Origin of the sequence: Pediococcus claussenii ATCC BAA-344 (assembly GCF_000237995.1) — a bacterium.
Taxonomy (GTDB): Bacteria; Bacillota; Bacilli; order Lactobacillales; family Lactobacillaceae; genus Pediococcus; species Pediococcus claussenii.
In genome coordinates, this window is sequence record NC_016605.1 from 789,772 (window position 1) to 815,661 (window position 25,890).

23 protein-coding genes are annotated in these 25,890 nt (G+C 36.6%); 19 read left to right on the forward strand and 4 right to left on the reverse strand.

Going from position 1 to position 25,890, the window contains the following annotated elements:
• Positions 1–14: 14 nt before the first annotated feature.
• Complete coding sequence (locus PECL_RS03775; RefSeq protein ID WP_041534592.1) at positions 15–1,307, reverse strand: adenylosuccinate synthase; 1,293 nt, start codon at positions 1,305–1,307, stop codon at positions 15–17.
• 162 nt (positions 1,308–1,469) lie between these two features.
• Here PECL_RS03775 and purB point away from each other — a divergent pair, with 162 nt between their 5' ends.
• Positions 1,470–2,774 carry an adenylosuccinate lyase gene (gene purB, locus PECL_RS03780; RefSeq protein WP_014215263.1) on the forward strand — a complete coding sequence of 435 codons (1,305 nt, stop codon included), beginning with the start codon at positions 1,470–1,472 and terminating at the stop codon, positions 2,772–2,774.
• Between the two features lie 168 nt (positions 2,775–2,942).
• Here the strand turns inward: purB and PECL_RS03785 are convergent, their stop codons facing one another.
• Both PECL_RS03785 and PECL_RS03790 read right to left on the reverse strand, forming a co-directional pair.
• On the reverse strand, positions 2,943–3,578 hold the full coding sequence (locus PECL_RS03785; protein ID WP_014215264.1) for a copper homeostasis protein CutC: 636 nt from the start codon (positions 3,576–3,578) through the stop codon (positions 2,943–2,945).
• 14 nt (positions 3,579–3,592) lie between these two features.
• Positions 3,593–4,606: a lactonase family protein gene (locus PECL_RS03790; protein ID WP_014215265.1), complete on the reverse strand. Its 1,014-nt coding sequence runs from the start codon at positions 4,604–4,606 to the stop codon at positions 3,593–3,595.
• A 114-nt stretch (positions 4,607–4,720) separates the two neighbouring features.
• Between PECL_RS03790 and PECL_RS03795 the strand changes: the two genes are divergently transcribed.
• The 4 genes from PECL_RS03795 to PECL_RS03810 all read left to right on the forward strand — a co-directional run bounded on the left by PECL_RS03795 (position 4,721) and on the right by PECL_RS03810 (position 9,176).
• Positions 4,721–5,071 (forward strand): PTS glucitol/sorbitol transporter subunit IIA, encoded by a 351-nt coding sequence (locus PECL_RS03795; RefSeq protein WP_014215266.1) that lies wholly within the window; start codon positions 4,721–4,723, stop codon positions 5,069–5,071.
• A 14-nt stretch (positions 5,072–5,085) separates the two neighbouring features.
• Positions 5,086–6,225 (forward strand): AI-2E family transporter, encoded by a 1,140-nt coding sequence (locus PECL_RS03800; RefSeq protein ID WP_014215267.1) that lies wholly within the window; start codon positions 5,086–5,088, stop codon positions 6,223–6,225.
• A 147-nt stretch (positions 6,226–6,372) separates the two neighbouring features.
• Entirely contained in the window at positions 6,373–6,882 is a 510-nt protein-coding gene (locus tag PECL_RS03805; RefSeq protein WP_014215268.1) for a tRNA (cytidine(34)-2'-O)-methyltransferase, read from the forward strand.
• Between the two features lie 8 nt (positions 6,883–6,890).
• The gene (locus tag PECL_RS03810) at positions 6,891–9,176 is read left to right on the forward strand and encodes a DNA translocase FtsK (protein WP_014215269.1); all 2,286 of its coding nucleotides are present in this window, start codon (positions 6,891–6,893) and stop codon (positions 9,174–9,176) included.
• A gap of 79 nt (positions 9,177–9,255) precedes the next feature.
• Here the strand turns inward: PECL_RS03810 and PECL_RS09850 are convergent, their stop codons facing one another.
• The gene (locus tag PECL_RS09850) at positions 9,256–9,384 is read right to left on the reverse strand and encodes a DUF4044 domain-containing protein (protein WP_081478603.1); all 129 of its coding nucleotides are present in this window, start codon (positions 9,382–9,384) and stop codon (positions 9,256–9,258) included.
• Positions 9,385–9,620: 236 nt separating this feature from the next.
• Here PECL_RS09850 and mraZ point away from each other — a divergent pair, with 236 nt between their 5' ends.
• From mraZ to ileS, 14 genes are all read left to right on the forward strand, one after another.
• Positions 9,621–10,052, forward strand: a complete 432-nt coding sequence (gene mraZ / locus PECL_RS03815) for a division/cell wall cluster transcriptional repressor MraZ (protein WP_041534593.1) — start codon at positions 9,621–9,623, stop codon at positions 10,050–10,052.
• Between the two features lie 5 nt (positions 10,053–10,057).
• On the forward strand, positions 10,058–11,005 hold the full coding sequence (gene rsmH / locus PECL_RS03820) for a 16S rRNA (cytosine(1402)-N(4))-methyltransferase RsmH (RefSeq protein WP_014215271.1): 948 nt from the start codon (positions 10,058–10,060) through the stop codon (positions 11,003–11,005).
• Between the two features lie 16 nt (positions 11,006–11,021).
• Positions 11,022–11,408: a cell division protein FtsL gene (ftsL, locus tag PECL_RS03825; RefSeq protein WP_014215272.1), complete on the forward strand. Its 387-nt coding sequence runs from the start codon at positions 11,022–11,024 to the stop codon at positions 11,406–11,408.
• Positions 11,405–13,576 carry a penicillin-binding transpeptidase domain-containing protein gene (locus tag PECL_RS03830; RefSeq protein WP_014215273.1) on the forward strand — a complete coding sequence of 724 codons (2,172 nt, stop codon included), beginning with the start codon at positions 11,405–11,407 and terminating at the stop codon, positions 13,574–13,576. The genes ftsL and PECL_RS03830 overlap by 4 nt, the downstream gene beginning before the upstream one ends.
• A gap of 12 nt (positions 13,577–13,588) precedes the next feature.
• Positions 13,589–14,545, forward strand: coding sequence for a phospho-N-acetylmuramoyl-pentapeptide-transferase (mraY, locus tag PECL_RS03835; protein WP_014215274.1), 957 nt, complete (start codon positions 13,589–13,591; stop codon positions 14,543–14,545).
• Positions 14,546–14,561: 16 nt separating this feature from the next.
• Positions 14,562–15,932 carry a UDP-N-acetylmuramoyl-L-alanine--D-glutamate ligase gene (murD, locus tag PECL_RS03840; protein WP_014215275.1) on the forward strand — a complete coding sequence of 457 codons (1,371 nt, stop codon included), beginning with the start codon at positions 14,562–14,564 and terminating at the stop codon, positions 15,930–15,932.
• 2 nt (positions 15,933–15,934) lie between these two features.
• Positions 15,935–17,032: an undecaprenyldiphospho-muramoylpentapeptide beta-N-acetylglucosaminyltransferase gene (gene murG / locus PECL_RS03845; protein ID WP_014215276.1), complete on the forward strand. Its 1,098-nt coding sequence runs from the start codon at positions 15,935–15,937 to the stop codon at positions 17,030–17,032.
• A 2-nt stretch (positions 17,033–17,034) separates the two neighbouring features.
• Positions 17,035–18,051 (forward strand): cell division protein FtsQ/DivIB, encoded by a 1,017-nt coding sequence (locus tag PECL_RS03850; RefSeq protein ID WP_014215277.1) that lies wholly within the window; start codon positions 17,035–17,037, stop codon positions 18,049–18,051.
• 106 nt (positions 18,052–18,157) lie between these two features.
• Positions 18,158–19,549, forward strand: a complete 1,392-nt coding sequence (ftsA, locus tag PECL_RS03855; RefSeq protein ID WP_014215278.1) for a cell division protein FtsA — start codon at positions 18,158–18,160, stop codon at positions 19,547–19,549.
• 23 nt (positions 19,550–19,572) lie between these two features.
• Positions 19,573–20,877: a cell division protein FtsZ gene (gene ftsZ / locus PECL_RS03860; RefSeq protein WP_014215279.1), complete on the forward strand. Its 1,305-nt coding sequence runs from the start codon at positions 19,573–19,575 to the stop codon at positions 20,875–20,877.
• Positions 20,878–20,968: 91 nt separating this feature from the next.
• Positions 20,969–21,241, forward strand: a complete 273-nt coding sequence (locus PECL_RS03865) for a YggT family protein (protein WP_014215280.1) — start codon at positions 20,969–20,971, stop codon at positions 21,239–21,241.
• 2 nt (positions 21,242–21,243) lie between these two features.
• Positions 21,244–22,032: a YlmH family RNA-binding protein gene (locus PECL_RS03870; protein WP_014215281.1), complete on the forward strand. Its 789-nt coding sequence runs from the start codon at positions 21,244–21,246 to the stop codon at positions 22,030–22,032.
• 11 nt (positions 22,033–22,043) lie between these two features.
• The gene (locus tag PECL_RS03875) at positions 22,044–22,841 is read left to right on the forward strand and encodes a DivIVA domain-containing protein (RefSeq protein WP_014215282.1); all 798 of its coding nucleotides are present in this window, start codon (positions 22,044–22,046) and stop codon (positions 22,839–22,841) included.
• Between the two features lie 234 nt (positions 22,842–23,075).
• Positions 23,076–25,865: an isoleucine--tRNA ligase gene (gene ileS, locus PECL_RS03880; protein ID WP_014215283.1), complete on the forward strand. Its 2,790-nt coding sequence runs from the start codon at positions 23,076–23,078 to the stop codon at positions 25,863–25,865.
• The last annotated feature ends 25 nt before the right edge of the window (positions 25,866–25,890 follow it).

Genomic DNA, 25,890 nt, shown 5'->3' on the forward strand with positions numbered 1-25,890 from the left:
AAATATTCAAGTTGTTACCACAGGTCATTAATTTTTATGGTTTTAGAACGATCTGCACCTACAGAGAATGCGCTGATTTGTACCTTTGTGATTTTTTCAATGCTTTTCAAGAAATTTTGTGCGTTTTGTGGCAATGCATCGAAGGATGTAATATTTGTAATATCCTCTGACCAACCAGGTAAAGACAAATATTGCGGCGTCATAGCTTGGAGCAATTTGTCGGAAGCAGGATAATAATCAATGATTTTTCCATCAGCGGTTTTATAGCCGGTACAAATTTTAATTGTTTTAATTCCAGAAAGGATATCAAGGCAATTAATTACTAAGTCAGTAAAGCCATTCACTTCAGAAACGTATTTCATCATTACTCCGTCAAACCATCCAATCCTACGAGGACGATTAGTTACAGTTCCATATTCGTGAGCTTTTTCCCTAATTTTATTACCAATCGAATTTAACTGTTCAGTTGGAAATGGTCCTTCTCCAACGCGAGAAACGTATGCTTTTGCAACACCAATGACTTTATTTATATTAGTTGGACCTATTCCACTTCCGATTGAGGAGCCACCAGCGGTTGGGTTAGAAGAGGTCACGAAGGGATATGTACCATGATCAATGTCTAACATAGCTCCCTGAGCTCCTTCTAAAAGGATTTTTTCACCATTCTGAATACCTGTATTTAAAAGATCAGTGGTATCTGTTATCAAGGGAGCAAGAAGAACGCCCATATGCGAATACTCCTTAATAATCTGTTCTAAAGTGGGCATCTCATTCCATAAATCCTCATCAATCAAACGCTTTTTCTGCTCAAAGTTAAATTTAAGCTTTTCTTCAAGGATAGAATAATCAATAAGATCGGTAACCCTAATTCCAATTCGTTGCATTTTATCCATGTAAGCTGGGCCAATTCCTTTGTTTGTGGTACCTATTGGCTTTCCCAATTTGCTGAGCTCACGTTCTTGCTGCTGATCTTGCAAAATATGATAGGGCAATATAACATGCGCACGATCTGAAATTCTTAGATGTTCAGTTTTAATGCCCAAATCATTTAACTGAGTTATTTCGTCTAATAATGTCTTAGGATTAATCACAACCCCATTTCCTAACACACATGTAGCGTCTTGATTAAGAATTCCGGAAGGGACAAGGCTGAGAGCTAAATGCTGATTTCCAACCACTAAAGAATGTCCAGCGTTATCTCCGCCTGAATATCGAACAGTAAAGTTTGCAGACTGTCCTAACAGATCAATTATTTTACCTTTTCCTTCATCGCCCCATTGACTTCCAATTACAACTGAAACTGACATAAAATCCTCCTTTAAAGTTCGTAAAACATTTAATATATTCATGTTATCATTTTTTGTGAGCTTAATTCAAGACAAAATACGAACTTAATCAAAAATATATCTTTAAATAGTTCGTTTAAATGTGATAAAATGAAAATAAATAAGTTTAAGAGGAGAGATTTAATGATCGATAGATATACAAATAAGAAAACAAGTGAGATTTGGTCTGAACAAAACAAATTCAAAAGTTGGTTGAAAGTCGAAATTGCCGTAGTAAAAGCATGGAATCAATTTGGAAAAATTTCAGATAAAGATACAAAACTGATTGAACAAAATGCTAAATTCAATATTGATAGAATTTATCAGATAGAACAGGAGACACATCACGATGTTATTGCCTTTACACGCGCCGTCTCAGAAAGTTTAGGGCCTGAAAAAAAGTGGATACACTACGGATTGACGAGTACAGACGTGGTAGATACTGGACAAGCTATTCGTTTGAAGCAGATAAATTTAATTATCGAGGATGATTTAAGTCAGATTTTGCAGACGCTTGCCAGATATTCCCGAAAATATAAAAATATAATTTCAGTTGGAAGGACACATGGTATTCATGCGGAACCAACTAGCATTGGCTTGAAATTTTTGCGCTGGTATTCTGAAATGGAACGAAATCAGGAGCGCTTTGAAAGTATTAGAAAAAGAATAGAAGTTGGTAAAATTAGTGGGGCAGTTGGGACATTTGCCAACGTACCAATGGAAATTGAAGAATATGTTTGTTCGGAATTAGGATTGAGTTTCCAAGAAATTTCGACTCAAATATTACCACGCGATTTGCATGCTGAATATTTGAGTGTATTGAGTCTAATATGTTCAACAATTGAGGAAATAGCTACCGAAATAAGACATTTATCGCGAACTGAGGTTGGGGAATTTAGAGAAGGGTTTGCAAAGGGACAGAAAGGTTCTTCAGCTATGCCACATAAACGTAATCCAATTGGCTCTGAAAATGTTAGTGGGCTTGCAAGAGTTGTTAGAGGACAAATGATTACTGCGTTTGAAGATATCAATTTATGGCATGAAAGGGATATTTCACATTCATCCGCCGAAAGAGTTATTTTACCAGACTCAACAGAAATAACAGATTATATTTTGACAAGAATGGATCATATTTTAAACAATTTGGTGATTGATGAAGACAGAATACGTCAAAACCTAGAAATGACGCATGGATTAGTGTTCTCGCAACAAGTATTGCTAAGTCTGATTGATGCAGGGTGGTCCAGAGAAGAAGCGTATGATACAGTGCAGCCTATAACAATGGAAATTTGGCAATCTGGGAATGATTTTGTAGATGCGTTATTAGAAAACAAAGAAATTGTTAAGTCTCTTGGGCTAAGGAAGATACAAAGTTTATTCGACTACAAGAGACAACTAAGAAATGTTGATAAGATTTTTGCAAGGGTGCTAGGAAATGATTATGAATAATTCAATGAAACTAAAAGCTTATCTACAGTTTTTAAATTGAAAGCATAAATTCAATTAAAAAAGACCAAATGGCAGTTCTGAATTGTCGTTTGGTCTTTTATTGATGGCTACTTATTTGGAAATAACATGTCAGGTTAAGGGTTAAAAATATTAAATGAGATTGCTGATCTACAATTGGATAATTTTTGTTCCGTGGAGTTCGTTAACTTTTAATTTTTTGGCAATTGATTCAGCATTTGAAAAGTTGATGCCACCACCTGGTAAAACGATTATGCGACCATGAGCTTGGCTTATGGTTGTTTTTATATTATCAAGAGTTGATTCAATCGGTTGTGATAAGTCACCACCGTGAGTCAGTATTCGATCAACGTTGTTTGCAATCAACCACTCAAGAGCCGCTGATTGTTTTTTTATTGGAATTGCATCAAATGCCATATGGAAGGTGATACGCATACCGCCAGCCGCTGCAATTAATTGTTCCATAGCTTCTTCATCAATTGATCCTGATGGAGTCAATGCACCAATCACGATACCATCTATACCGAGTTCTTGAGCCGAAAAGATATCATTTTCCATGATTTTTAGTTCGGTATCGTTGTATACGAAGTTACCCGAGCGAGGACGAATCATTGCCATGACGGGAATTCCGTGTTCGGAAGCATATTTTTGAGTTTCAGCCATAACGCCACGACTAACGGTTGTACCACCAACGGTGAGGTTATCACACAACTCAATTCTGTTAGCTCCTTTATTGATTGCATTTGGTATCTCCGTGAAATTTTCAACAGCGATTTCTTTTAACATAAAAAATTACTCCTTTATCCAACATACACACAAACTGCTTCTGGCACTTCAATGTTCTTTTGAACAGCGGTTAATTTGCCATCATCAGCGTTACGGGTATACAAAGTCACATTATCTGTTTCTTGATTAGCGCAAATTACAAACGATTGGTCCGAATTAAAATTAAAATCTCGAGGGAAATCGCCTTCTGTGGTAATATTTTGGATTTCGTTTAAAGTGTGATCCGAGTTAATACTAAACACTGCAATAGTATTAAAACCGCGATTTGATACATATAAGAATCTCCCGTCTGCCGAAATGCGGATTGCTGCTGCACCATTATGTTCAGTATAAGTTTCAGGGATGGTTTTTACGATTTGAATATGTTTGAGTTGACCGGCAGAATATGATAGTACTTCAACTTGACTGGATAATTCTCCCACTAAATATGCAGTATTAGAGTTTGGAGCAAAAACGATATGACGAGGTCCAAATCCGGATTCGGTCTGGTACGTAGATGCTACACTGAATAGTCCATCATTGAAATCAAGAACGAATACTTGGTCGGTACCAAGATCGCAAGCCACAAGTTTGCCATCAGGTGTCTCATCAACAAAATGAAGATGAGATCCGTCTTGTTCAGGACGAGGTCCTTTTCCAGTATTCGAAAAAGTATCTACTGGCTCTAAAATACCGCTCTTTTTAATTGCATAAGAGTGTAATGTTCCTTCATGATAGTTTGCGTCGAGGACATATTTTTGATCGCTAGTTACTGTCACATAAGCTGGTGGAGTACCAGGTTGAACGACATGCTGAACGACTTGTGCGGGTGTTGCATTTGTATCAATAACTGCAACACCACCGTCGTTGTTATACTTATCGACTGCATAAATAAAATTTTGTTTACTTTTTGTAATATAGGTTGGATTACTTATTTTGGCAACCAACGCCCGATGATTCAATGTTTTAGTCTCCGTATTTAATTTCATTTTATAAATACCTTGGCTATTTTTTTTTGTATAGGTTCCGAAAAGAATTTCTTCTATCATGGTAAAGCCTCCTCGAATTTTATAGGATTAAGTATATCATAATCAGCTATGAATGCGTTTACGAACAAGTTTTTATGATACAATTACACTATTATTAATTCAGGAGTGATATTTATGATAAAAGCAGAGGTTAAGGGTATTGGTAAGAACGCAATTTCAAAAGAGGATGGGTTAGTTATTTTCTTTGATGAGACAGCGACTTCGGATTTGAAAGATGTTGCGATTGAACAGAAAATTTTAACGGATGCTGCTTTTGATCTCAAAATCGGTGGAAGTATCAAGATTAATTCAAGTGTTTATAAAATTAATTATGTTGGAAGCTTGGTTAACAAGAACCTTTCAACAATTGGACATGTCACCCTTGTTTTTAAAGAAGTTCCCGATAAACCCATGGAAAGTGCAATTTATCTTGATCCCTCAACTTTTCCGACCTTTAAAGTCGGAGATACTATTGAATATAATTAGTTGGAGATAATTGTATGAAAAATAGACCGCAAACTAATGGATTTCGAACTTGGTTTAGTAGATTGATTTTAAATAACAGGATTGTTAATGGGCTAATAATAACCATTCTGGTATTAATAGTGTTGTTACTTCTTTCAAAAGTGACGTGGATTTTTACGCCATTTGAGCAGTTCTTTAAAATTGTTGGGCTTCCAATTGTTTTGGCAGGTGTGTTTTATTATTTGCTTAATCCGCTGGTAGATTTGCTTGAAAAAAGATACCAATGGAATAGAATTTGGTCGATTACAGGCATTTTTATCCTGATTACTATTTTGATCATTTGGGGAATTGTTGCATTGATTCCGGTTATTCGAAGTCAAACGATTTCTTTAATTAACAATTGGCCTGACTATTGGAATCATGCGGCCTCTGAAGTTAATAACTTTTTGAAAGATCCCCGATTGGATGGGGTACAAAAACAGATCCAACATGTTAACAAAGATACTGTTGCTTCTATGACGGCCCGTTTGAGTGATTTTGCTAATCATACTGTTACGTCGCTTGGAAGTGTGCTAAGCACCTTGACGAAGGTAATTATCGGAATTATTACGATGCCATTTATTTTGTTTTATCTATTGAAAGATGGTCATAATCTACCAAGTTACATTGCTCATTTTTTCCCTAAAGATCGACGTGCAGGTTTTAAACAGATTTTAGACGAAGTTAATACGCAAGTAAGCCAATATATCCGTGGACAATTGATTGTCGCTTTTTTTGTAAGTGTACTTTTTTACATTGGGTATACAATAATTGGGTTGAAGTTTGCGTTAATAATCGGAATTGCAGCCGGATTTTTGAATTTAATTCCGTATCTAGGTTCTTTTCTAGCCATGGTTCCTTCAATTGTGGTTGGAGCCTTCATGTCACCGATGATGCTATTAGAAGTATTGATTGTTTTTGCTATTGAACAAACAATTGAGGGTCGTTTAATTTCGCCGTTGATTCTTGGAAGTAATTTAGCAATTCATCCAGTCACTATTTTGATTGTATTACTTGCTTCAGGACAGATGTTTGGAATATTGGGTGTGATTTTTGGAATTCCAATTTATGCTGTTTTAAAGGTATTGATCACTCATGCATTTGAGGTGTTTAAAAGTGAGATTGGTGGATATTAGGCTTTAGGTTTTATTGCTCTGATTTAAAATTAGTGCTAGACTTTTTAAAGTTAGAAACGTTGTTAGACAGCAGTTAAATATGTCGTAGTAGTTCGTGGCAATGTTACGGGCTGCTACTTTTTTTATCTTAAAGGAGACTATAATTAAATGACAAATCATATTGTCCTATTTGAACCATTGATGCCAGCCAATACTGGAAATATTGCAAGAACATGTGCTGGAACTAATTCAGTATTACATTTGATCAAGCCATTGGGATTTGAAATTAATGATAAAACTGTTCAACGTGCTGGATTAGATTATTGGGATAAAGTTGAAATTAGATACCACGAAAATCTACCAGAATTTTTAAAAACTGTACCGAATATCCAAAGGTTATTTGTTGTTTCTAAGTTTGCAAGTAAAGCATACAGTGAAGAAAATTACGTGAGCGAAGAAGATAATTATTTCTTGTTTGGAAAGGAAACAACCGGGTTACCTGAACCATTTATGCGACAGTATGCCGAAAACGCAATTCGTATTCCCCAAAACGACCAGAATATTCGCGCGCTAAATTTATCAAATACGGTTGCCCTAATTGTTTATGAAGCACTGAGGCAACAAGATTTTCCTGGATTAGATAAAAGTCATTTATATGAAAATGATAAGCTGAAATAGGAGCGGGAATGGCAAAGAAAAGGAAAAAGAAACGACAAACAGTTCCAGCTAAAAATATTTGGGGATTAGTTTTTGTTCTAGTTGGGTTATTAGGTTTTTTCGATGCTGGATTTATTGGAATAGTGATCGCAAATATGGTTCGGTTTTTTGTTGGGAATACGAGTCAGGTTGTGTTTGCCATACTAACGATTTATGGTGGCTATTTGCTATTTACTGGAAAAGAGTTCTCTTTTAAGAAAAGATTGCATTATGTTTGGGGATTAAGTTTAATATACATGGCCTATATTTTGTTTGAGGAAATTAATTTTGTGTCATCAAAACAAATTGGCTCTAACTTTCTTAATGTAACCATTAATGCTGTGAATGAAGGCTTTATTCAGCAAACTGCCAATAATCCGGTTGGTGGGGGCGTAATTGGTGCAAGTATTTTTGAGTTAACTCATTTTGCATTTACCTTGATTGGCGTGTGGGTAGTTTGTACATTACTTTTCGTATTTGGAATTGTTGTTTTATTTAATATTCCGATTGATGAGGTCCTTGAAAACATTGCAATTATGTTTGGTTGGTTAGTTGAACGTTTAGTGGGACTGTTTAATATTTTAAAAGAAAAGCTGCTGACTGTTGTAAACCAAATGGTTAAAAAGCAAACTAAAACTTCAAATAAAATTCCTAAACGTAATAGGAAAGATTCATTTCCAAAAGAGGTAGAGCCAAAACAACCAATTGCAGACCACAATGAACCAATTATTGTGGATGGAACTAGTGGTGTTGAACATAAAACCGCAGAACCAACAATTGAAGTAGCTTCCGACAAAATGAAGAATAATAATGTGAAGAAAACTGATAGTGATAGTGGTTTTGGTATGGATAACCAGGTCAATCCAGATTATAAATTGCCTTCAACTAATTTACTGACTAAAACTGAAGCAACTGATCAGAGTGGTGAATATGATGCTATCAAGAAAAACACAAAAATATTACAAGAAACGCTAAATAGTTTTGGCGTTGATGCGACGGTTGAAAGTGTAAAGCTCGGGCCATCGGTTACGGAATATGAGTTACATCCTGCTATTGGAGTAAAGGTTAGCAAAGTTGTGGGATTAGCGGATGATATTGCTCTGGCGTTGGCGGCAAAAGATATTCGTATTGAAGCGCCTATACCAGGAAAGTCCTTAATTGGAATTGAGGTTCCCAATCAGCATATTTCACCAGTAGGTTTTCGAGATGTGATTGAAGCGCAAGCACCACATTCAGATGCACCTTTACAGGTGCCTATTGGGCGAGATGTTTCTGGAAATTTGGTTCTGAGTGACTTAGTTAAAATGCAACATTTACTTATTGCGGGAGCGACTGGTTCTGGGAAATCGGTAATGATTAACGTAATTATTACCGGATTGCTGATGAATGCGCGGCCCGACGAAGTAAAATTTATTTTGATTGATCCGAAGAAAGTTGAGCTAGGTGTTTATAATGACATACCTCATTTACTAACACCAGTGGTTACGGACTCAAAAAAAGCAGCGCGGGCATTGCATAAGGTTGTGGCAGAGATGCAGCGGCGATATGATTTGTTTGCTGAGGCTAATGTTAGAAACATAAAAGGGTATAATGATTTAGTGGATGATTTAAATCAAGATGGAAAACAACGTCCTCACTTACCTTATATAGTAGTAATTGTAGATGAGCTTTCAGATCTTATGATGGTTGCTTCCAATGAAGTAGAAGATGCAATTATTCGTTTAGCTCAGCTTGCAAGAGCTGCTGGAATCCACATGATCATTGCGACTCAACGCCCCTCGGTTGATGTTGTAACTGGATTGATTAAGGCTAACGTGCCATCACGAATCGCATTTGCAGTTGCCAGTGGTACGGATTCGCGAACTATCATAGATCAAAATGGTGCCGAAAAACTCTTAGGGCGAGGTGACATGTTGTATTTTCCAATGGGGCAGAACAAGCCGGAACGCGTCCAAGGCGCATTTATATCGGATGATGACGTTAAAAGAGTAATTGCTTTTGTTAAAAATCAACAGGATGCAGACTACGACGATGATTTAGTAGTGACCGATGAAGAAACAAATCAAAGTGAAGCTGACTCTGAAATTGATGAATATTATGAGGATGCAGTTGAACTAGTTGTTGATATGCAAAAGGCAAGTACTTCGATGCTTCAAAGAAAATTTAGAATTGGATACAATCGAGCTGCCAGATTAATTGATGAGTTAGAAGAACGTGGAATAATTGGACCTCAAGAGGGAAGCAAGCCTCGAAAAGTTTATCGCCAAAAAGAGTAGCGGATGCCAGTATAACTGCAAATATATTATAAATAAAAAAGTGATTCACGGAAAAATCTTCCGCGAATCACTTTTTTATTTAGTACCCAGGAATGAGGGCCTGAACAACTGTAAAAACAGCGGTTCCGATGGTTAAGATAAGCATTAGCCATATAAAGGTTCTGAGAACGATTTGAAAAGTGCTTGTTTTTTTCTTTTTATTATTCATTAAAAAATATCTCTCTTTCAGATTCTTTCATGAACATTCTACAGTAACTTAATTGCATTATCAAATTAGTAAAATCTATAAAATTCTCCCACTTTTACAAAAGCCACTAATTCAACGTTTAAATCGGGCGTTTATTGCTTTTTACAATGTAATATTTAATTTTATTAAATGAAGTGGTAGAAAGTGGAGGGAAGTGGTAATATTAATTTATACGTAATGAAAGGGGCGATTCTGTAGTGTTTATGGGCGAATATAAGCATTCTATTGACACTAAGGGTCGCTTAATAGTTCCGTCAAAGTTTCGAGATGATTTGGGTGATGATTTTATCATTACCAGAGGATTAGACGGGTGCATTTTTGGATACCCACTTTCAGAATGGAAGTTAGTTGAAGAAAAACTACGTCAATTGCCAACTAATAAGCGTAACAATCGTGCATTTGTACGTTTCTTATTTGCAGATGCTGCTCAATGTAGTTTTGATAAGCAAGGTAGGATAAACATACCTAAGCAACTGAGAGAGCACGCAGGGCTGAGTAAAAGTTGCGTATTAGTTGGTGTTTCTAACCGTTTCGAAATTTGGGATGAAGATAGATGGAGTGAATCTATAGCAGAAACCGAAGAAAACTTTGATGACATTGCTGAAAATTTAATTGATTTTGGATTGTGATATTTATGAATGAATTTAACCATGTAACAGTATTATTAGAAAAAACAGTTGAAGAATTAAATGTAAAGCCAGATGGTATTTATGTTGATTGCACACTTGGTGGAGGTGGACATACCGGGTTGATTTTATCTCAATTGGGTAAGGAAGGACGATTATATTCCTTTGATCAAGATCAAACGGCAATTGACTTTAATGCAACGCAATTTAAGGAAGAAATCAAATCTGGGAAACTAACTTTAATTAAAAGTAATTTTAGAAATATTAAGGAAGAATTATTAATACAGGACGTTCAATCTGTGGACGGTATTATTTATGACTTAGGCGTTTCATCCCCACAATTTGACGAGGCAGATCGTGGCTTTAGTTATCGTTTTGATGCACCCTTGGATATGAGAATGGATCAAAATGCACGCCTTGATGCGAAAGAAATTGTTAATGCTTGGAGTTATCAGGATTTAATTCGAATTTTCTTTCGTTATGGAGAAGAAAAGTATGCCAAATCAATCGCTAGAAGAATTGAAAGCGAACGACAAAAGAAGGCAATTGAAACAACTGAGGAACTAGTTGAAATCATTAAAGAGGGTATACCGGCCGCTGCTCGTAGAAAGGGTGGACACCCGGCGAAAAGAACTTTTCAGGCAATTAGAATTGCGGTTAATGATGAGTTAGGAGCACTTGAGGAGTCATTAGAACAGTCTTTACAATTAATTAATGTTAATGGAAGGATAGCGGTTATTACATTTCAATCACTTGAGGATAGACTTGTAAAAACCATGTTCAAAGAGAAAACCGAGGTCGGAGATTTGCCTGCAGGCTTACCTGTTATTCCAGAAGAAATGAAACCTAACTTCAAATTAGTATCACGTAAACCATTCCTACCGTCTAATGACGAGATTAACCAAAATAGACGTTCACATAGTGCAAAGTTAAGAGTAATTGAAAAAATAAAATAAAATGGAGAGAATACATATGGCACAAAATGAGTATGTAGGAAGTGCGATACAAAAAAGGAATCAAAAAACAAAGAATAGTGCGGTTGCCGGCGATTTTGACCAAGTTCATACTGTAGTTAAGGCACGGCAGCTGCCACTCTCAAAATTTGAAAACTTTCTTTTAACATTTTTCGGAATTGTACTTGCGGGGTTAATGATTGTTGTTGTTTCTGGTAAGATAACATTATCTAATGCTCAACATAGCATGGAAGCAACGCAAGAGAAAGTTACCCAAACGGTAAACCAAAACACCGTTTTGAAACAAGAAGTAAGCCAGCTATCTGATCAAGGAAGGCTTGATCAAGTTGCAAAACAAGGTGACCTCTCTCTTAATTCAGGGAGTATAAGGAATGTTAACAAATGAAAGATTTAAATAAGCGAACAACTGATACAAAAAAGACTCAACGCAATCAGAAGATGTTTGGCCGATGGCTGTTCTTGATTGCAGCCGTCATATTTTTGACAATCATTGGTCGCTTTTCTTATATTGCGGTTAGTGGCAAGGTTCAAAGCGTTAATTTAAGTAGTCAAGCTAAAAAACTTTACACCGATAACAAAACAATTCGTGCTCAACGCGGTTCAATTTTAGATTCTGATGGGCAACCGATTGCTGAAGATACTAGTACTTATGACTTATATGCAGTGTTAAGTAAAAAGCAGGTAGGACCAAATAATAAGCCACTTTACGTAACTAACAAAGATAAAACGGCCAAGATTTTAAGCAAATACTTGCCTATTTCTTATAATAAAGCTTTTAAAGCATTAAATCCGGAAGATAGCAAAGCCTTCCAGGTTGAATTTGGCTCGGCTGGGAAGAACATTTCAGTTGCAACTAAGGAAAAGATTGAATCGTATAAATTAACTGGAATTAATTTTGTGTCATCTGAGGCACGTCTTTATCCAAATGGAACATTTGCTTCAAATTTAATTGGACTTGCAATTCAAAAAAATGACTCGGGAACTGACTCAACTCAATTATCAGGAATTATGGGACTAGAAAAAGTTCTGAATAAAAAGCTCATAGGAGCTGATGGTGAGCGGTCGATTCAAAAGGATAAATTTGGGTATCAACTTCCAGGATCGCAGGTGGAAAGACCTGCTGTGAACGGTGACACGGTATATACAACCATCAATAGTAATCTTCAAAATATTATGGAAACCCAAATGTCTAAAGTTCAGTCAATTGTGCATGCTAATTTGATGAGCGCTACTATTATGGATGCTAAAACAGGAGCAATTCTTGCAACAACACAACGTCCAACGTTTAATGCGTCAACTAAAAAAGGGTTAAGTAAATCATGGAATAATGCGTTGGTCCAGACTGCGTACGAACCTGGATCCACAATGAAGATGTTTACAGTTGCCGCGGCCGCAGACAGTGGTAATTTTAATCCAAACGCTACATATCAATCAGGAACCTATACAATTGATGGTAAAGTAATTCCGGATTGGCAGCGAACCGGATGGGGAATAATCACATATGAGAAGGGATTTGCCCTATCAAGTAACGTTGCAATGGCGCATTTGGAACAAAAAATGGGCGGTAAAACATGGGAGAAATACATCAAAAGATTTAAATTGTTGGAGTCAACAGATTCCGGATTACCGGGTGAGCTACCTGGAAGTATTCAATTCGACTACCCTATAGAAAGGGCTGATACAGCGTTTGGACAAGGTATCAATGTCACACAAATGCAAATGCTACAAGGATTTACGGCGATTGCAAATAACGGTAAGATGGTAAAACCTCAATTTATTAAAAAAATCGTTAACCCCAATACAGGGAAGACTACGTTTAATATGAAAACTGAACATCTTGGTCAACCAATTAAAGCTTCTTCTGCTAAGGAAGTTCGAAGCCTAATGCAAGATGTTGTTTATAAATCTTATGGTATTGGACAAGATTTTAAAATCAAAGGATATAGAATTGCAGCAAAAACCGGTACTGCACAGGTAGCTAATCCTAATGGAAGTGGATATTTAAACGGTGATGATAGTTACTTATATTCTGTTGCAGGAATGGCTCCAGCTAAAAACCCCCGTTATATTATGTATATAACAATGAAGCAACCGCAGTTACCAGGAACTCAAACGGCAACGCAGTTAATGGACCAGATATTTGGTCCAGTAATGAAACAAGCTTTAGAGTCAAATGAGGAAACACAGAATCAAGTTCTGACTTCTTCGGTTAACATGCCCAATTTAGTTGGAACAAGTTACGCTACGGCAAAAAAAGAATTAAGTAAAGATAATGTGGCAGTTGTTAAGCTTGGCACAAATAACACTATTACAAGTCAGTCAATTAATCCTGGAACTAAGGTATTAGTTGGACAGAGAGTGCTATTGGGCACAAGTGGATCTGTGATTGTTCCGGATCTGACAGGTTGGTCTAAAAACGATGTAATAAAATTTGCTCAGATGAGTAAGATTTCGGTTAAGTTTAATGGACATGGGTTTGTAGACAAACAATCATTAAATGTTGGTCAAAGGATTATTAACGGACAGACTTCATTAGTTGTTACTTTAAAATAGGGAGAATTTAATATGATTATTGGGACATCAATTGTTCTAGGTGCAATTTTAACCATAGTTGGATTGCCAGGATTTATAAATTATTTTAGAAAACGTGATGAAGGTCAAATGATCAGGGATGAAGGTCCTTCATGGCACCAAAAAAAATCTGGGACCCCAACAATGGGGGGGTTAGTTTTTATTGTAGCAGTGGCTGTTACGGCACTTTTTGCTAGTTTTTTAAATGGCGGTGTATCGAAGAGTATTTTAATCTTAATTTTTGTTTTAATTGAGTTTGGATTGATTGGTTGCTGGGATGATAGTATTAAACTGTTAAAAAGGCAGAATGAAGGATTCAAAGCTTGGCAAAAAATGCTAGGTCTCACAATTGGGGCAGTGATTTTTTTTGTTGTAATTGCTGATATGCATGCAAAAATGGGAATTGATTTGCCAGGAATTGGTTTTTGGAATATGGGTGTTTGGTACGTATTGTTCGTGATTTTTTGGCTTACTGGTTTTTCCAATGCGGTTAATTTATCAGATGGTTTGGATGGATTAGTGGCAGGTTTATCAATCATTGCCTTTGGAGCATACGGAATCATTGCAGTACATGCCAATAACCAACCCGTAATGATTTTTTGTTTCACAATAGTTGGAGCTATGTTAGGATTTTTAGTTTTTAATCATAAACCAGCGAAAATTTTTATGGGTGACATGGGATCACTATCTCTAGGTGGTGCATTGGCAGCTGTCTCAATTTTGTTACATCAGGAAATTTCACTTCTTTTAATTGGAATTGTCTTTGTTTTAGAAACCTTAAGCGTGATACTACAGGTAGCATCGTTTAGATTGACAGGCAAGAGAATTTTTAAAATGAGTCCTATTCACCATCATTTTGAAATGATTGGTTGGAGTGAATGGAAAGTTGACATCGTTTTTTGGACTGTTGGATTTGTCGGAGCCATTATCAGTTTGATTGCTATTTTATAGAATTGGAAGTTTAAAAATGAAAACTATTAGTACCTATGATGATAAAAATATTTTAGTATTTGGATTAGCGAAGAGCGGTTTTAGTGCCGCTCTTTTGTTGCAAAAACTGGGAGCAAATGTGTTTGTAACGGATGGTAATAAGGAACAGGATCCAGAAATGTTAAAGGAACTTGATGATTTAAACATTAAATATTTACTAGGAAATCAAGACAAGTCAATGTTACAAACGTACAAAATCGATGCGATCGTGAAGAACCCAGGTGTTCCTTACTCGAATCCGGTTTTGGTGGCTGCTTTAGAGGACAATATTTTGGTCATTTCAGAGCCAGAGTTAGCTTATCAAATTATGGATGCTGAATTGATCGGAATTACTGGTAGTAATGGAAAAACAACTGTCACAACAATGATTAATTTACTATTAAATGACGGCGGATTTACGTCCCACCTTGCAGGAAACATTGGTATTCCTGCTACCAGAGTTGCTCAACAGGCAGCGAAAGGTGAGATAGTGACGATGGAATTGTCGAGTTTTATGTTGGCCGGGATCGATAAGCTTCATCCACATATTGCAGTTGTCAATAATATCTTTTCGAATCATTTGGATTGGCATGGTACACGTGATAATTACGTGCGAGACAAAATGAGAATTACGGAAAATCAAACGAGTAATGATTTTCTTGTCATGAATTGGGATAATCCTGAGTGGCAAGAACTATCCACAAAGAGTAAGGCAAAAGTTATTCCATTCTCAAGAAAAGGACTATCACATGATGGGTCTTACCTTGAAAATGGGAAAATATTTTTTAAAAATGAATTTGTGATGGATGCCGATAAAATCGGTGTGCCTGGGGATCAAAATGTTGAAAATGCATTGGCCGCTATTGCTGTTGCAAAAATTAAAAACGTTAACAATGAAGTTATTAAAAAGGTGTTATCTAGTTTTACAGGAGTTAACCATCGCATTCAATTTGTATCAAAAGTTAATAATCGAATTTTTTATAATGATTCAAAGGCAACTGATATTGAAGCAACTGAGGTGGCTTTACAAGCGTTCGATTCACCAATTATTTTAATAGCAGGAGGACTTGATCGTGGTGATGATTATTCGCGATTGGCAAGTTCAATGAGAAATGTAAAGGAAATTATTGTGAACGGTCAGACAAGTGATAAAATGGCGAAGATGGCAACTGATGCAGGAATAAAAGAAGTAAAATTCTCTGATAAAGTTGCTGACTCAGTCCTAACTGCTTTTAAGGATAGTACAGATGGCGATATTATCCTATTGTCTCCGGCAGCGGCGAGCTGGGATCAATATAAAAATTTTGAAGTTCGCGGTGATGAATTTATTGAAGTAGTTAATAATTTAAAAGATAAGGTAGTTGATTAATTATGCGGTTAATGGTTTCTGGCGGTGGGACAGGTGGTCATATTTACCCTGCTCTTGCGGTGATAGAAGAAGTGAAAAAAGCTGAACCGGATTCAGAAATTATGTATGTTGGAACTCACAAGGGATTGGAAAGTAAAATAGTACCTAAGCAGGGAATTCCGTTCGAAACAATTAAGATTCAAGGGTTTAAACGTTCAATGTCCATTGAAAATTTCAAAACAATCGGTTTATTCATTCTGAGTGTTTTCAAGGCAAGAAAGATGATTAAGGAGTTTAAGCCTGATGTAGTGCTTGGAACGGGTGGATATGTTAGTGGAGCAGTTTTATTTGCAGCTAGTCAGATGGGGATTCCAACTTTAATTCATGAACAAAATAGTGTAGTTGGTGTAACCAACAAATTTCTAAGTCGCTTTGTCACTAAAATTGGAATTTCATTTGATGATGCCAAAAAAGATTTTCCTGAAAAAAAAGTGGTCAGCACTGGTAATCCGCGAGCAACTCAAGTAACTCAAATTAAGGCAATTGCTTCATGGAAAGAATTTGGTCTTAGTGATGATAAACAAACTGTCTTGATCTTTGGTGGCAGCCGAGGTGCAGAAAAGATTAATCAAACGGTTGTGGAGTCAATTCAAGCTTTGGGTAAACAAGATTACCAAACATTGATCGTCACAGGAAACGTCCATTTTCAAAAGATTATGGATCAAATCAATGCTGAAGATTTAAAGGGAAATGTTGTAATTAAACCATATATTGATAATATGCCAGAAATTTTAGGTAAATTGTCAGTAATTGTTGGCAGAGCTGGAGCTACCAGCCTCGCTGAAATCACGGCCCTAGGGATTCCATCTATTCTAATTCCAAGTCCGTATGTTACTAATGATCATCAAACCAAAAATGCAATGAGTTTAGTAAACAATGGTGCTGCGGAGATCATTCCTGAAAACGAATTGAATTCTGCAGTTTTAATGGATAAATTAAACAATTTAATGGATGATGATGCATATCGAGAAAAAATGGCAAAAAGTGCTTTGAATATGGGAGAACCTGACGCTGCTCAAAAAATTTATCAGATTTTGAACTCAATTAAAAAAGGTAGCTGATCATGGCAAAAAAGAAAAAGCTTGATGATTTAAGCCCGTGGGCAAAATACCAAAAAGAACATAATCGAAATAGTTTTGGTAAGGTAAAAAGATCCGAAATAAAGAAATCTAATAAGAATAAGAAATATTCTACCAGTCAGATTAACGATCATTTACAAAAATGGTTTGCCAATGTGGTTAATTGGTTCAAAAATATTCATTTGTTAGAATTCAATGTTATTTCGGTCTCGTTGATCGTGATGATGTCTCTCGTAGTAATTGGTGGAATTTACCTTGCTACACCGTTTAGTAGGGTTCGAACTGTTTCGGTTGTTGGCAATAAACGCGTTTCTGACAGTGCTATCTTGAAAAAAAGTGGTATAAAGAAAAATCAACTTTTAGTAACGGACTTGTGGAATAGAAGCAAAACCGAGTCAAAAATTAAAAAGGGGTTTTCTGATATTGAAAAAGTATCTTTGATAAATGGAAAAAATAATAGGATACAAATTCGAATTACCGAAAATGCTGTAATGGGTTACGTGGTTAGAAATGGTTTATATTACACTGTTAAGCAAGACGGAACAATGGTGGGAAAACACCAAACACAGCCATCTGGGAACTATCCAATTTTCCGTAACTTTAAACAGAATGAAAATTTAAATAAGTTTTTAAGAAAGTACTCAAGTATCCCAAATAGTGTTCAAAATTCCATATCAGAAGTTGATTTTTCACCTACAAAAACTATTCCGAATAGAATTCAATTGTATATGAATGATGGAAATGAAGTTTACGCGATCATTGATACTTTTGATAAAAAAATGAAGTATTATCCTGAAATTTCGGCTTCAATGAAAAATAAGGGAATTATTAATTTTGAAGTAGGGGCTTACTCCTATCCATTTTCAATGAAGGATGAGGAAAATAATTCTAATGATAGTTCCACTACTACAGTCAAAAAAAAGAATAAAACAAAGGAATCAAAGAGTGCCACCAATAAAAAGGATATTAGTCAAAGTAAAAGCACTCAAAAATCTTTTTAAAGCAGTAAATATTAATTTTTAAAACGCTTTAAGGTATGATAGACTTAGAAATATATGAAAATTTATATAAAATAGTGTATATGAACGACTAGGAGGTTCCTTTATTATGGGAAATTCAGGAATTTACGTTGGACTGGATATTGGAACCACCTCAATAAAAGTCATTGTTGCCGAGTATGTTAAAGGTCAGATGAATGTTATTGGTGTGGGTAGTGAGCGCTCTGACGGTATGAATCGCGGTGTGATTGTTGATATCGACAAGGCTGCGTTTGCTATTCGAAAAGCAGTCGAATCTGCAGAGCGGAAAGCCAATATTCAAATTCAAGAAGTTGTGGCGGGAATTCCGGCCAACTTACTTAAAATTGAATCATGTCGTGGAATGATCGCTATTTCAGACAGTTCTAGGGAAATAAATAACCAGGACGTTATTAACGTATCAAATGCAGCTTCGTTACATAATTTGCCACCTGAGCAAGAAGTTGTTGATGTTTTACCAGATGAGTTTATCGTCGATGGCTTTGATGGTATTAAGGATCCTCGTGGAATGGTCGGAGTTCGTCTTGAGATGACGGGGTCATTACTTACAGGTCCTAAAACAATTATTCATAACTTGAAACGAGCAATTAATCAAGCAGGATTAGATGTCATTGATGTAGTTGTTAACCCGTTAGCACTAGGTAAGACAATTTTAAATGACGGGGAACAAGATTTTGGAACAATTGTAATGGACTTGGGAGCTGGTCAAACAACAGCTGCTGTTATTCATGATCATTATTTGAAGTACACGTGTGTGGAACAAGAGGGTGGACAATATATAACAAAGGACATTTCGGTTGTTTTAAATACCTCATTGGAGAACGCAGAAAAAATTAAACGTGAGTACGGTTATGCTATGTCTTCAGAAGCTAGTCAAGATTCGTTTCCAGTAAACGTTGTTGGGCAGAATGACCCAGTTGCAGTATCTGAAGAGTATTTGAGTGAGATCATTGAAGCGAGATTGGAACAGACTTTAGATAATGTGAAGGAAAGGTTAGCATCAGTTGGCGCTCTTGAAATGCCAGGTGGAATTGTTATCACCGGTGGCGGTGCAGCTTTGCCGGGAATTGTCGAATTAGTAGCTGATGTTTTCGGACTGAATACTAAAATATATTCACCAGATCAAATGGGACTCAGGCACCCTGCGTTCGCTCAAGCATTGTCATTACTTGAATATGAAACTAATTTAAGTGAAGTTGATATTTTGGTAAAGAGCGCTATGGTTTCGACTGCTCGGGTTGTTCCTGAACAAGAATCAAACTATAGTGATGAACAGCATGAAGGCAGCTCTAATGCTGTAGGTACAACTGGGCGAATTTCACAGTTGTTTTCAAGGGATAGATCTAGCAATGACGAAAAGGGAACTACCGCTAAACCTCAGGAAACGTCTGAAACACCAAAACCAAAAAACTCAGATCGAGTAGATGGTTTTAGAAAATGGTTTAATGACTTCTTTGACTAGTTAAAATAATGGAGGAAAAATTCATGGAATTTTCAATGGACGAAAATAAAAATACAGGTGCAAATATCAAAGTAATTGGTGTTGGTGGCGGTGGTGGTAACGCCGTAAACCGTATGATCGCTGAAGGCTTGAAGGGCGTTGAATTTATTGTTGCAAATACTGATGTTCAAGCTTTGCAGGCATCAAATGCTGACGTTAAAATTCAACTTGGACCTAAACTTACTAAAGGATTAGGCGCAGGTTCAACACCCGAAGTTGGTTCTAAGGCTGCTGACGAGAGTCAACAAACAATTGCTTCAGCCCTTGAAGGCGCAGATATGGTCTTTGTTACTGCCGGAATGGGTGGTGGAACTGGTACTGGAGCTGCTCCAATGGTGGCTGCAATTGCTAAGGAACAGGGTGCTTTAACTGTTGGAGTTGTTACACGTCCATTTGGTTTTGAAGGGCCTAAACGTTCACGTTTTGCTGCTGAAGGTGTTGCAAATCTTAAGGAACATGTTGATACTTTAATTATTATTGCTAATAACCGTTTGTTAGACATCGTTGATAAAAAGACTCCAATGATGGAAGCCTTTAATGAGGCGGATAATGTTTTACGTCAAGGTGTTCAAGGTATTTCGGATTTAATCACATCACCAGGATATGTTAACTTGGATTTTGCGGATGTCAAGACAGTTATGGAAAACCAAGGTTCTGCTTTAATGGGAATTGGTTCAGCTTCAGGTGAAAACCGCACTGAAGAAGCTACTAAGAAGGCTATTTCATCGCCATTACTTGAAACTTCAATTGATGGTGCTGAACAAGTTCTTCTAAACATTACTGGTGGCCCTGATCTATCATTGTTTGAAGCTCAAGCTGCTTCGCAGATTGTCACAGAAGCTTCTAATGATGATGTTAATATCATTTTTGGTACTTCGATTGATGAAAGTTTAAAAGACGAAGTTCGTGTTACAGTTATTGCGACGGGAATTGATAAGAAGAGTAGTCGTGGATCACTTCATCGTCAACCACAACGAACAGTTTTTGATAACCCATCAGGTAGTGGTGTGAATAATCAAAGCAGTAATGGGGAAGCAAGACGAGCATCTGGTTCTACTGACAATCTTAATAACAATGTTTCTAGCAACACCACTGCAAAGCCAGAAAGTGACCCTTTCGCTGATTGGAGTTTGCGTCAAAATGAATCGTCAAATGTACGCCCCGACGAAAATTCCAATGACTTTGATGGTGTAGAAAAGAAAGAATTTAATGCGTTTAATGACGGCTCTGACAAGAGTTCGGATGATGTAGTTGATACTCCTCCATTTTTTAAACGCCGTGGAAAATAATAAGCAAGTGTGATCTAACACTTTGAGGGCTGGAAATGCAGTAATTGTGTTTCTCAGCTCTCTTTATTCTAAATGCAAAGAGAGAATAATAATGATTTTTGTTCAGTTTTTTAGTTTATTACAGGTTGTAATTCAAATCTACATGCTTTTGATTTTTGTATGGGTTTTGATGTCATGGCTTCCTGGTGCAAGACAATCAGCTTTGGGTCGTTTTATTGACCGAATTTGTGAGCCATATATGAGATGGTTCAGATTTATCCCTCCTTTTTTTGGAATTGATTTTTCACCAGTAATTGCACTTTTTGTACTGGATCTTGTAATGCAAGGTATTCAGTACATCAGCATTCTTTTGTTTGGTATGTAATTATGGATAATAATGTTACACAGCATTTTCGTGCTGATGAGGAACCGTTTTTGGCAGATGCGGGGAGATGGATTCAAGAAGTGTTCGATCAAAATCGACCGGTTTTAACAAACTTTTTAAATCCAAGGGAACAATATATTTTACAAACTTTGGTAAACCGCGTAGATGATATTCGTGTGGAATTTGATGGAGGCTTTTCTAATTCAGAATTAAAACGAGGACTCGTTTTTCCAGATTATTTCCAACCTATTGAAGCAGATTTTAATTTGTCGATTCTAATGATTGATTATCCAACTAAATTTGCGGAGCTAGAGCATCGCCAAATTCTTGGAACGTTCGCTAATTTGGGAATTGAACGAAATACTTTTGGAGATATTATTTCTGAAGGTGAGACTTGGCAGATTATTGTTAACCGAGAACTTAGCAATTTCTTTTTGAATGAAGTAACTCGAATTGGTAAAATTAAAGTACAGTTGAAAGAATTGGAAATGACAAATATCATTCAACCATCAGAAGACTGGGAGGAGACTGACACAACAGTTAAGTCACTACGACTGGACTTGGTTATTTCTAATGTTTTTAATGTTTCTAGGCAACGTGCAAAGGCGTTAATTGAGCATAAACGTGTTAGGGTGAACTGGAGCATTGTTGAAAAACCGGACTTTGAATTGCAGTTAAATGACATGATTTCAGTTCGGCAGTTTGGCCGAATTCGCGTTGAAGAATTGAATGGTGAGACAAAAAAAGGTAAGCTACGTTTAACAATTAAGTTTATCAAAAACAATGGTTAGGAGACTTTAAGATGGCAATTGAACCAAAAGATATTCAAGAGAAAAACTTTTCAACGAAAATGAGGGGCTACAACCCTGTTGAAGTTGATAGTTTCTTAGATGATATTGCATTTGAACATCGCCGAATGCAGGATGAAATCGATAGTTTGAATCGTCAATTGAAGGATGCTAAGGGACAAATTGAGTATTTCGATGAAATGAAAGACTCCCTAAATAAATCAATTATGGTCGCTCAAGAGGCTGCAGATAAGGTAAAGATTAGTTCAAAACGTGAAGCAGAATTTACAACAAAGGAAGCTCAAAAGGAAGCTTCTACGGTTGTTGATGAAGCCCACAAACAAGCTGAAGAATACATTGGTGAAGCAGCAGGGCGTGCTCAAAAGATGGTGGTTGCAACCGAAGATTTAAAGAATCAAGCTCGTAGTTTTAGGCAAAAGCTTGAGGTGATGGTTGAGGCACAGCTACAGATGATTAAGGGTAAGGACTGGGAGAATTTACTTAACTCCGATGAACTTCTTACAATTGGTGAAATAAAAGATGCTATGAAACGAAATGGTTATCTTGACAACCCTAAATTGGAGAGTGTAAACTCAGGAGAGTTGAAAGATGTTTCTGCCGATACACCAGCGCTTCCAGTTGAGTCAGAAAGCAAGGAAAGTGATGACCCAATTAAGAATGAAGAGTCCAGTACCAGCAATACATCAAATGAGCCTAAGACTGTAGTTGTCTTCCCAGAAGAACAAACTAAGAAAACTGGTTTGGAGACTGATCAAGGCTTCCATATTAGTTCTGAAGATGAAAAAAAATAAGTCAAAGATAAAGATGAAATAGCGCGGTAGATAATTATTAGCGAGTCAATGATGGTGAAAGATTGGCATTATTAGCGATATTTAGATCACTTTTGAGACTAACGATTAATGCTCGGTACCGCATTTCAAGCGAAAGATGCTGTAGATTGCATCTTTAATTTGGGTGGTACCGCGAAAGACTTCGTCCCTTGTTGGATGAAGTCTTTTTTATATAAAAAGATAGGAGAACATAGAATGAGAGTAAAAGACACGTTAAATCTTGGTAAAACAAAGTTTAAAATGCGAGGTAATCTTCCAGTTAATGAAAAGAAACGTGAAGATATTTGGTTTGAAAATAAAATTTATGAGAAACGTCAAAAATTAAATGAAGGAAAGCCTTCTTTTGTACTTCATGATGGGCCACCATATGCAAACGGAAATATTCATATGGGACACGCAATGAACAAGATTTCAAAGGATATTATTGTTCGGTATAAATCAATGAACGGTTTTCGTTCGCCATATGTACCAGGATGGGATACCCATGGTCTACCAATTGAACAGCAATTGGCTAAAGATGGTTATGATCGAAAAAAAATGTCCACTTCTGAGTTTAGAAAGCTTTGCCGAGAATACGCTTTAAAGCAAGTTGATAAACAACGTGAAGATTTTAAGCGTCTTGGCATTTCTGCAGAATGGGACAATCCATATTTGACATTAATGCCAGAATTTGAAGCCGAAGAAATCAAAACATTTGGAAAAATGGCTGAACAAGGATTGATTTATCGGGGGAAAAAGCCAGTATTTTGGTCATGGTCTTCAGAATCAGCAATGGCTGAAGCCGAGGTTGAATATCATGATGTTACTTCGCCTTCCGCCTTCTATGCTGAAAAAGTTATTGATGGTAAGGATGTTCTTGATAATGATACTTATGTTGTCGTTTGGACAACAACACCATGGACTATTCCTGCTTCCGAGGGTGTAACAATTGACGCCAACTTTGACTATGCCGTTGTTCAACCTGAAGGTGAAAGCCGAAAATTTGTCGTAGCAAACGAATTGCTTTCATCAGTTAGCGAAAAGTTTGGTTGGACGAATGTGAAAACAATTAAGTTAGTAAAAGGGAGTGAATTGGACCGTATTTTAGTCCAACATCCTTTTATTGAAGACAGAAAACTAGTTGTTATGTTGGGCAACTTTGTGACTCTTGATGCCGGTACGGGGCTCGTTCATACCGCACCTGGTTTTGGCGAGGATGATTTTTGGGTAAGTAAAGAATACGGACTTGATATTGTAGTTCCTGTTGATGATAAAGGTGTGATGACCGCTGAGGCTGGATCAGATTTTGAAGGTGTATTTTATGAAGACGCTAACCAGATTGCCTTGGATAAATTAAAAGATCTTAATTTATTATTGCTTGAAATGCCTTACGAACATAGTTACCCATTTGACTGGAGAACTAAGAAACCGGTTATTTTCCGTGCAACACCTCAGTGGTTTGCATCTGTTGATAAAATCCGTGATAGTATCCTTGATGCAATCACGGATGTTAAGTTCAAGCCAGATTGGGGTCAAAAACGTCTCCATAATATGATTCGCGATCGTGGTGATTGGGTAATTTCGAGACAACGTGTTTGGGGTGTGCCACTTCCAATCTTTTATGGTGAAGATGGTGAAGCAATTATTACCAAGGAAACGACAGACCATGTAGCAAAATTGTTTGGTCAGTTTGGGTCAGACGTGTGGTTTGAACGAGAAGCAAAAGATCTATTACCAGACGGATTTACGAGTGAGCATTCACCAAATGGGATCTTTACTAAAGAAAATGATATTATGGATGTTTGGTTCGATTCTGGCTCATCACATCAAGGCGTTTTAGCACATCGTGATTATTTAACTTATCCATCAGATTTAGTGCTTGAAGGATCTGATCAGTATCGTGGATGGTTTAACTCAAGTTTGATTACTAGTGTGGCTGTTTCTGGTAAGGCACCTTATAAATCTGTTATTTCACAAGGATTTACTCTTGATGGTAAAGGCCATAAGATGAGTAAGTCTCTTGGAAATACAATCGTTCCAGAAGAGATCATTCAAAAGATGGGGGCAGAGATCATCCGTCTTTGGGTACTTTCTATTGATTCATCTTCAGATGTACGTGTATCTCAAGAAAATTTTGTAAAGATTTCCGATTCTTATAAAAAAATTCGAAATACTATTCGTTATTTACTAGCAAATACCAGTGATTTTGATCCTAAAGAAGATCGGGTTGCAGTTTCAGAATTAAATACCGAAGATAAATACATGCTTAATAGGTTTAATCAAGTAATTGGCGAGCTAAATCAATCATATGAAGCTTATGATTTTATCAATGTGTTTAAGACACTAATGAACTTTATGATTAACGATTTATCAGCATTTTATCTTGATTTTGCTAAAGATGTTGTTTATATTGAGCCAGCTAAAAGTTTAAAGCGTCGTTCAATGCAAACTGTTTTCTACGATATTTTAGTTGGATTAACTAAGTGGATGACACCAGTTCTGCCACATACAACTGAGGAAATTTGGGAATATCTAAAAGAACCAGAAGAATTTGTTCAACTGGCTGATTTGGATGCTCCTCAAGATGTTGATGAAACACTACTTAAAAAATGGAATAAAGTTCGTGACATTCGCTCCGATGTTATGAAGTCATTGGAAGAAGCTCGTGATCGTAAATTAATTGGTAAATCAATGGAAGCGCAACTTGATTTATACCTAAGTGATGAAAACATGAACCTTGTGAAAGAACTTGGTGTGGACCTACGATTAATTTTGATTGTGTCCCAAATTAACCTACACAGTTTAGAAGAAGCTAACGAATCCTCAGATAAATATGATGGGGTATCAGTATTAGTTCAGGCTGCGGCTGGAAAAGTTTGTGATCGCTGTCGAATGACTAAGACAGATGTTGGGGAAGATAAAAACTTTGAAAATCTTTGTGCAAGTTGTGCAAAGATTGTGAGTGATAATTTTCCAGAAGCAATTGAAAATGGTTTTGAGAATTAAAATTAGCAAAGCTTTTTGGGCTTGG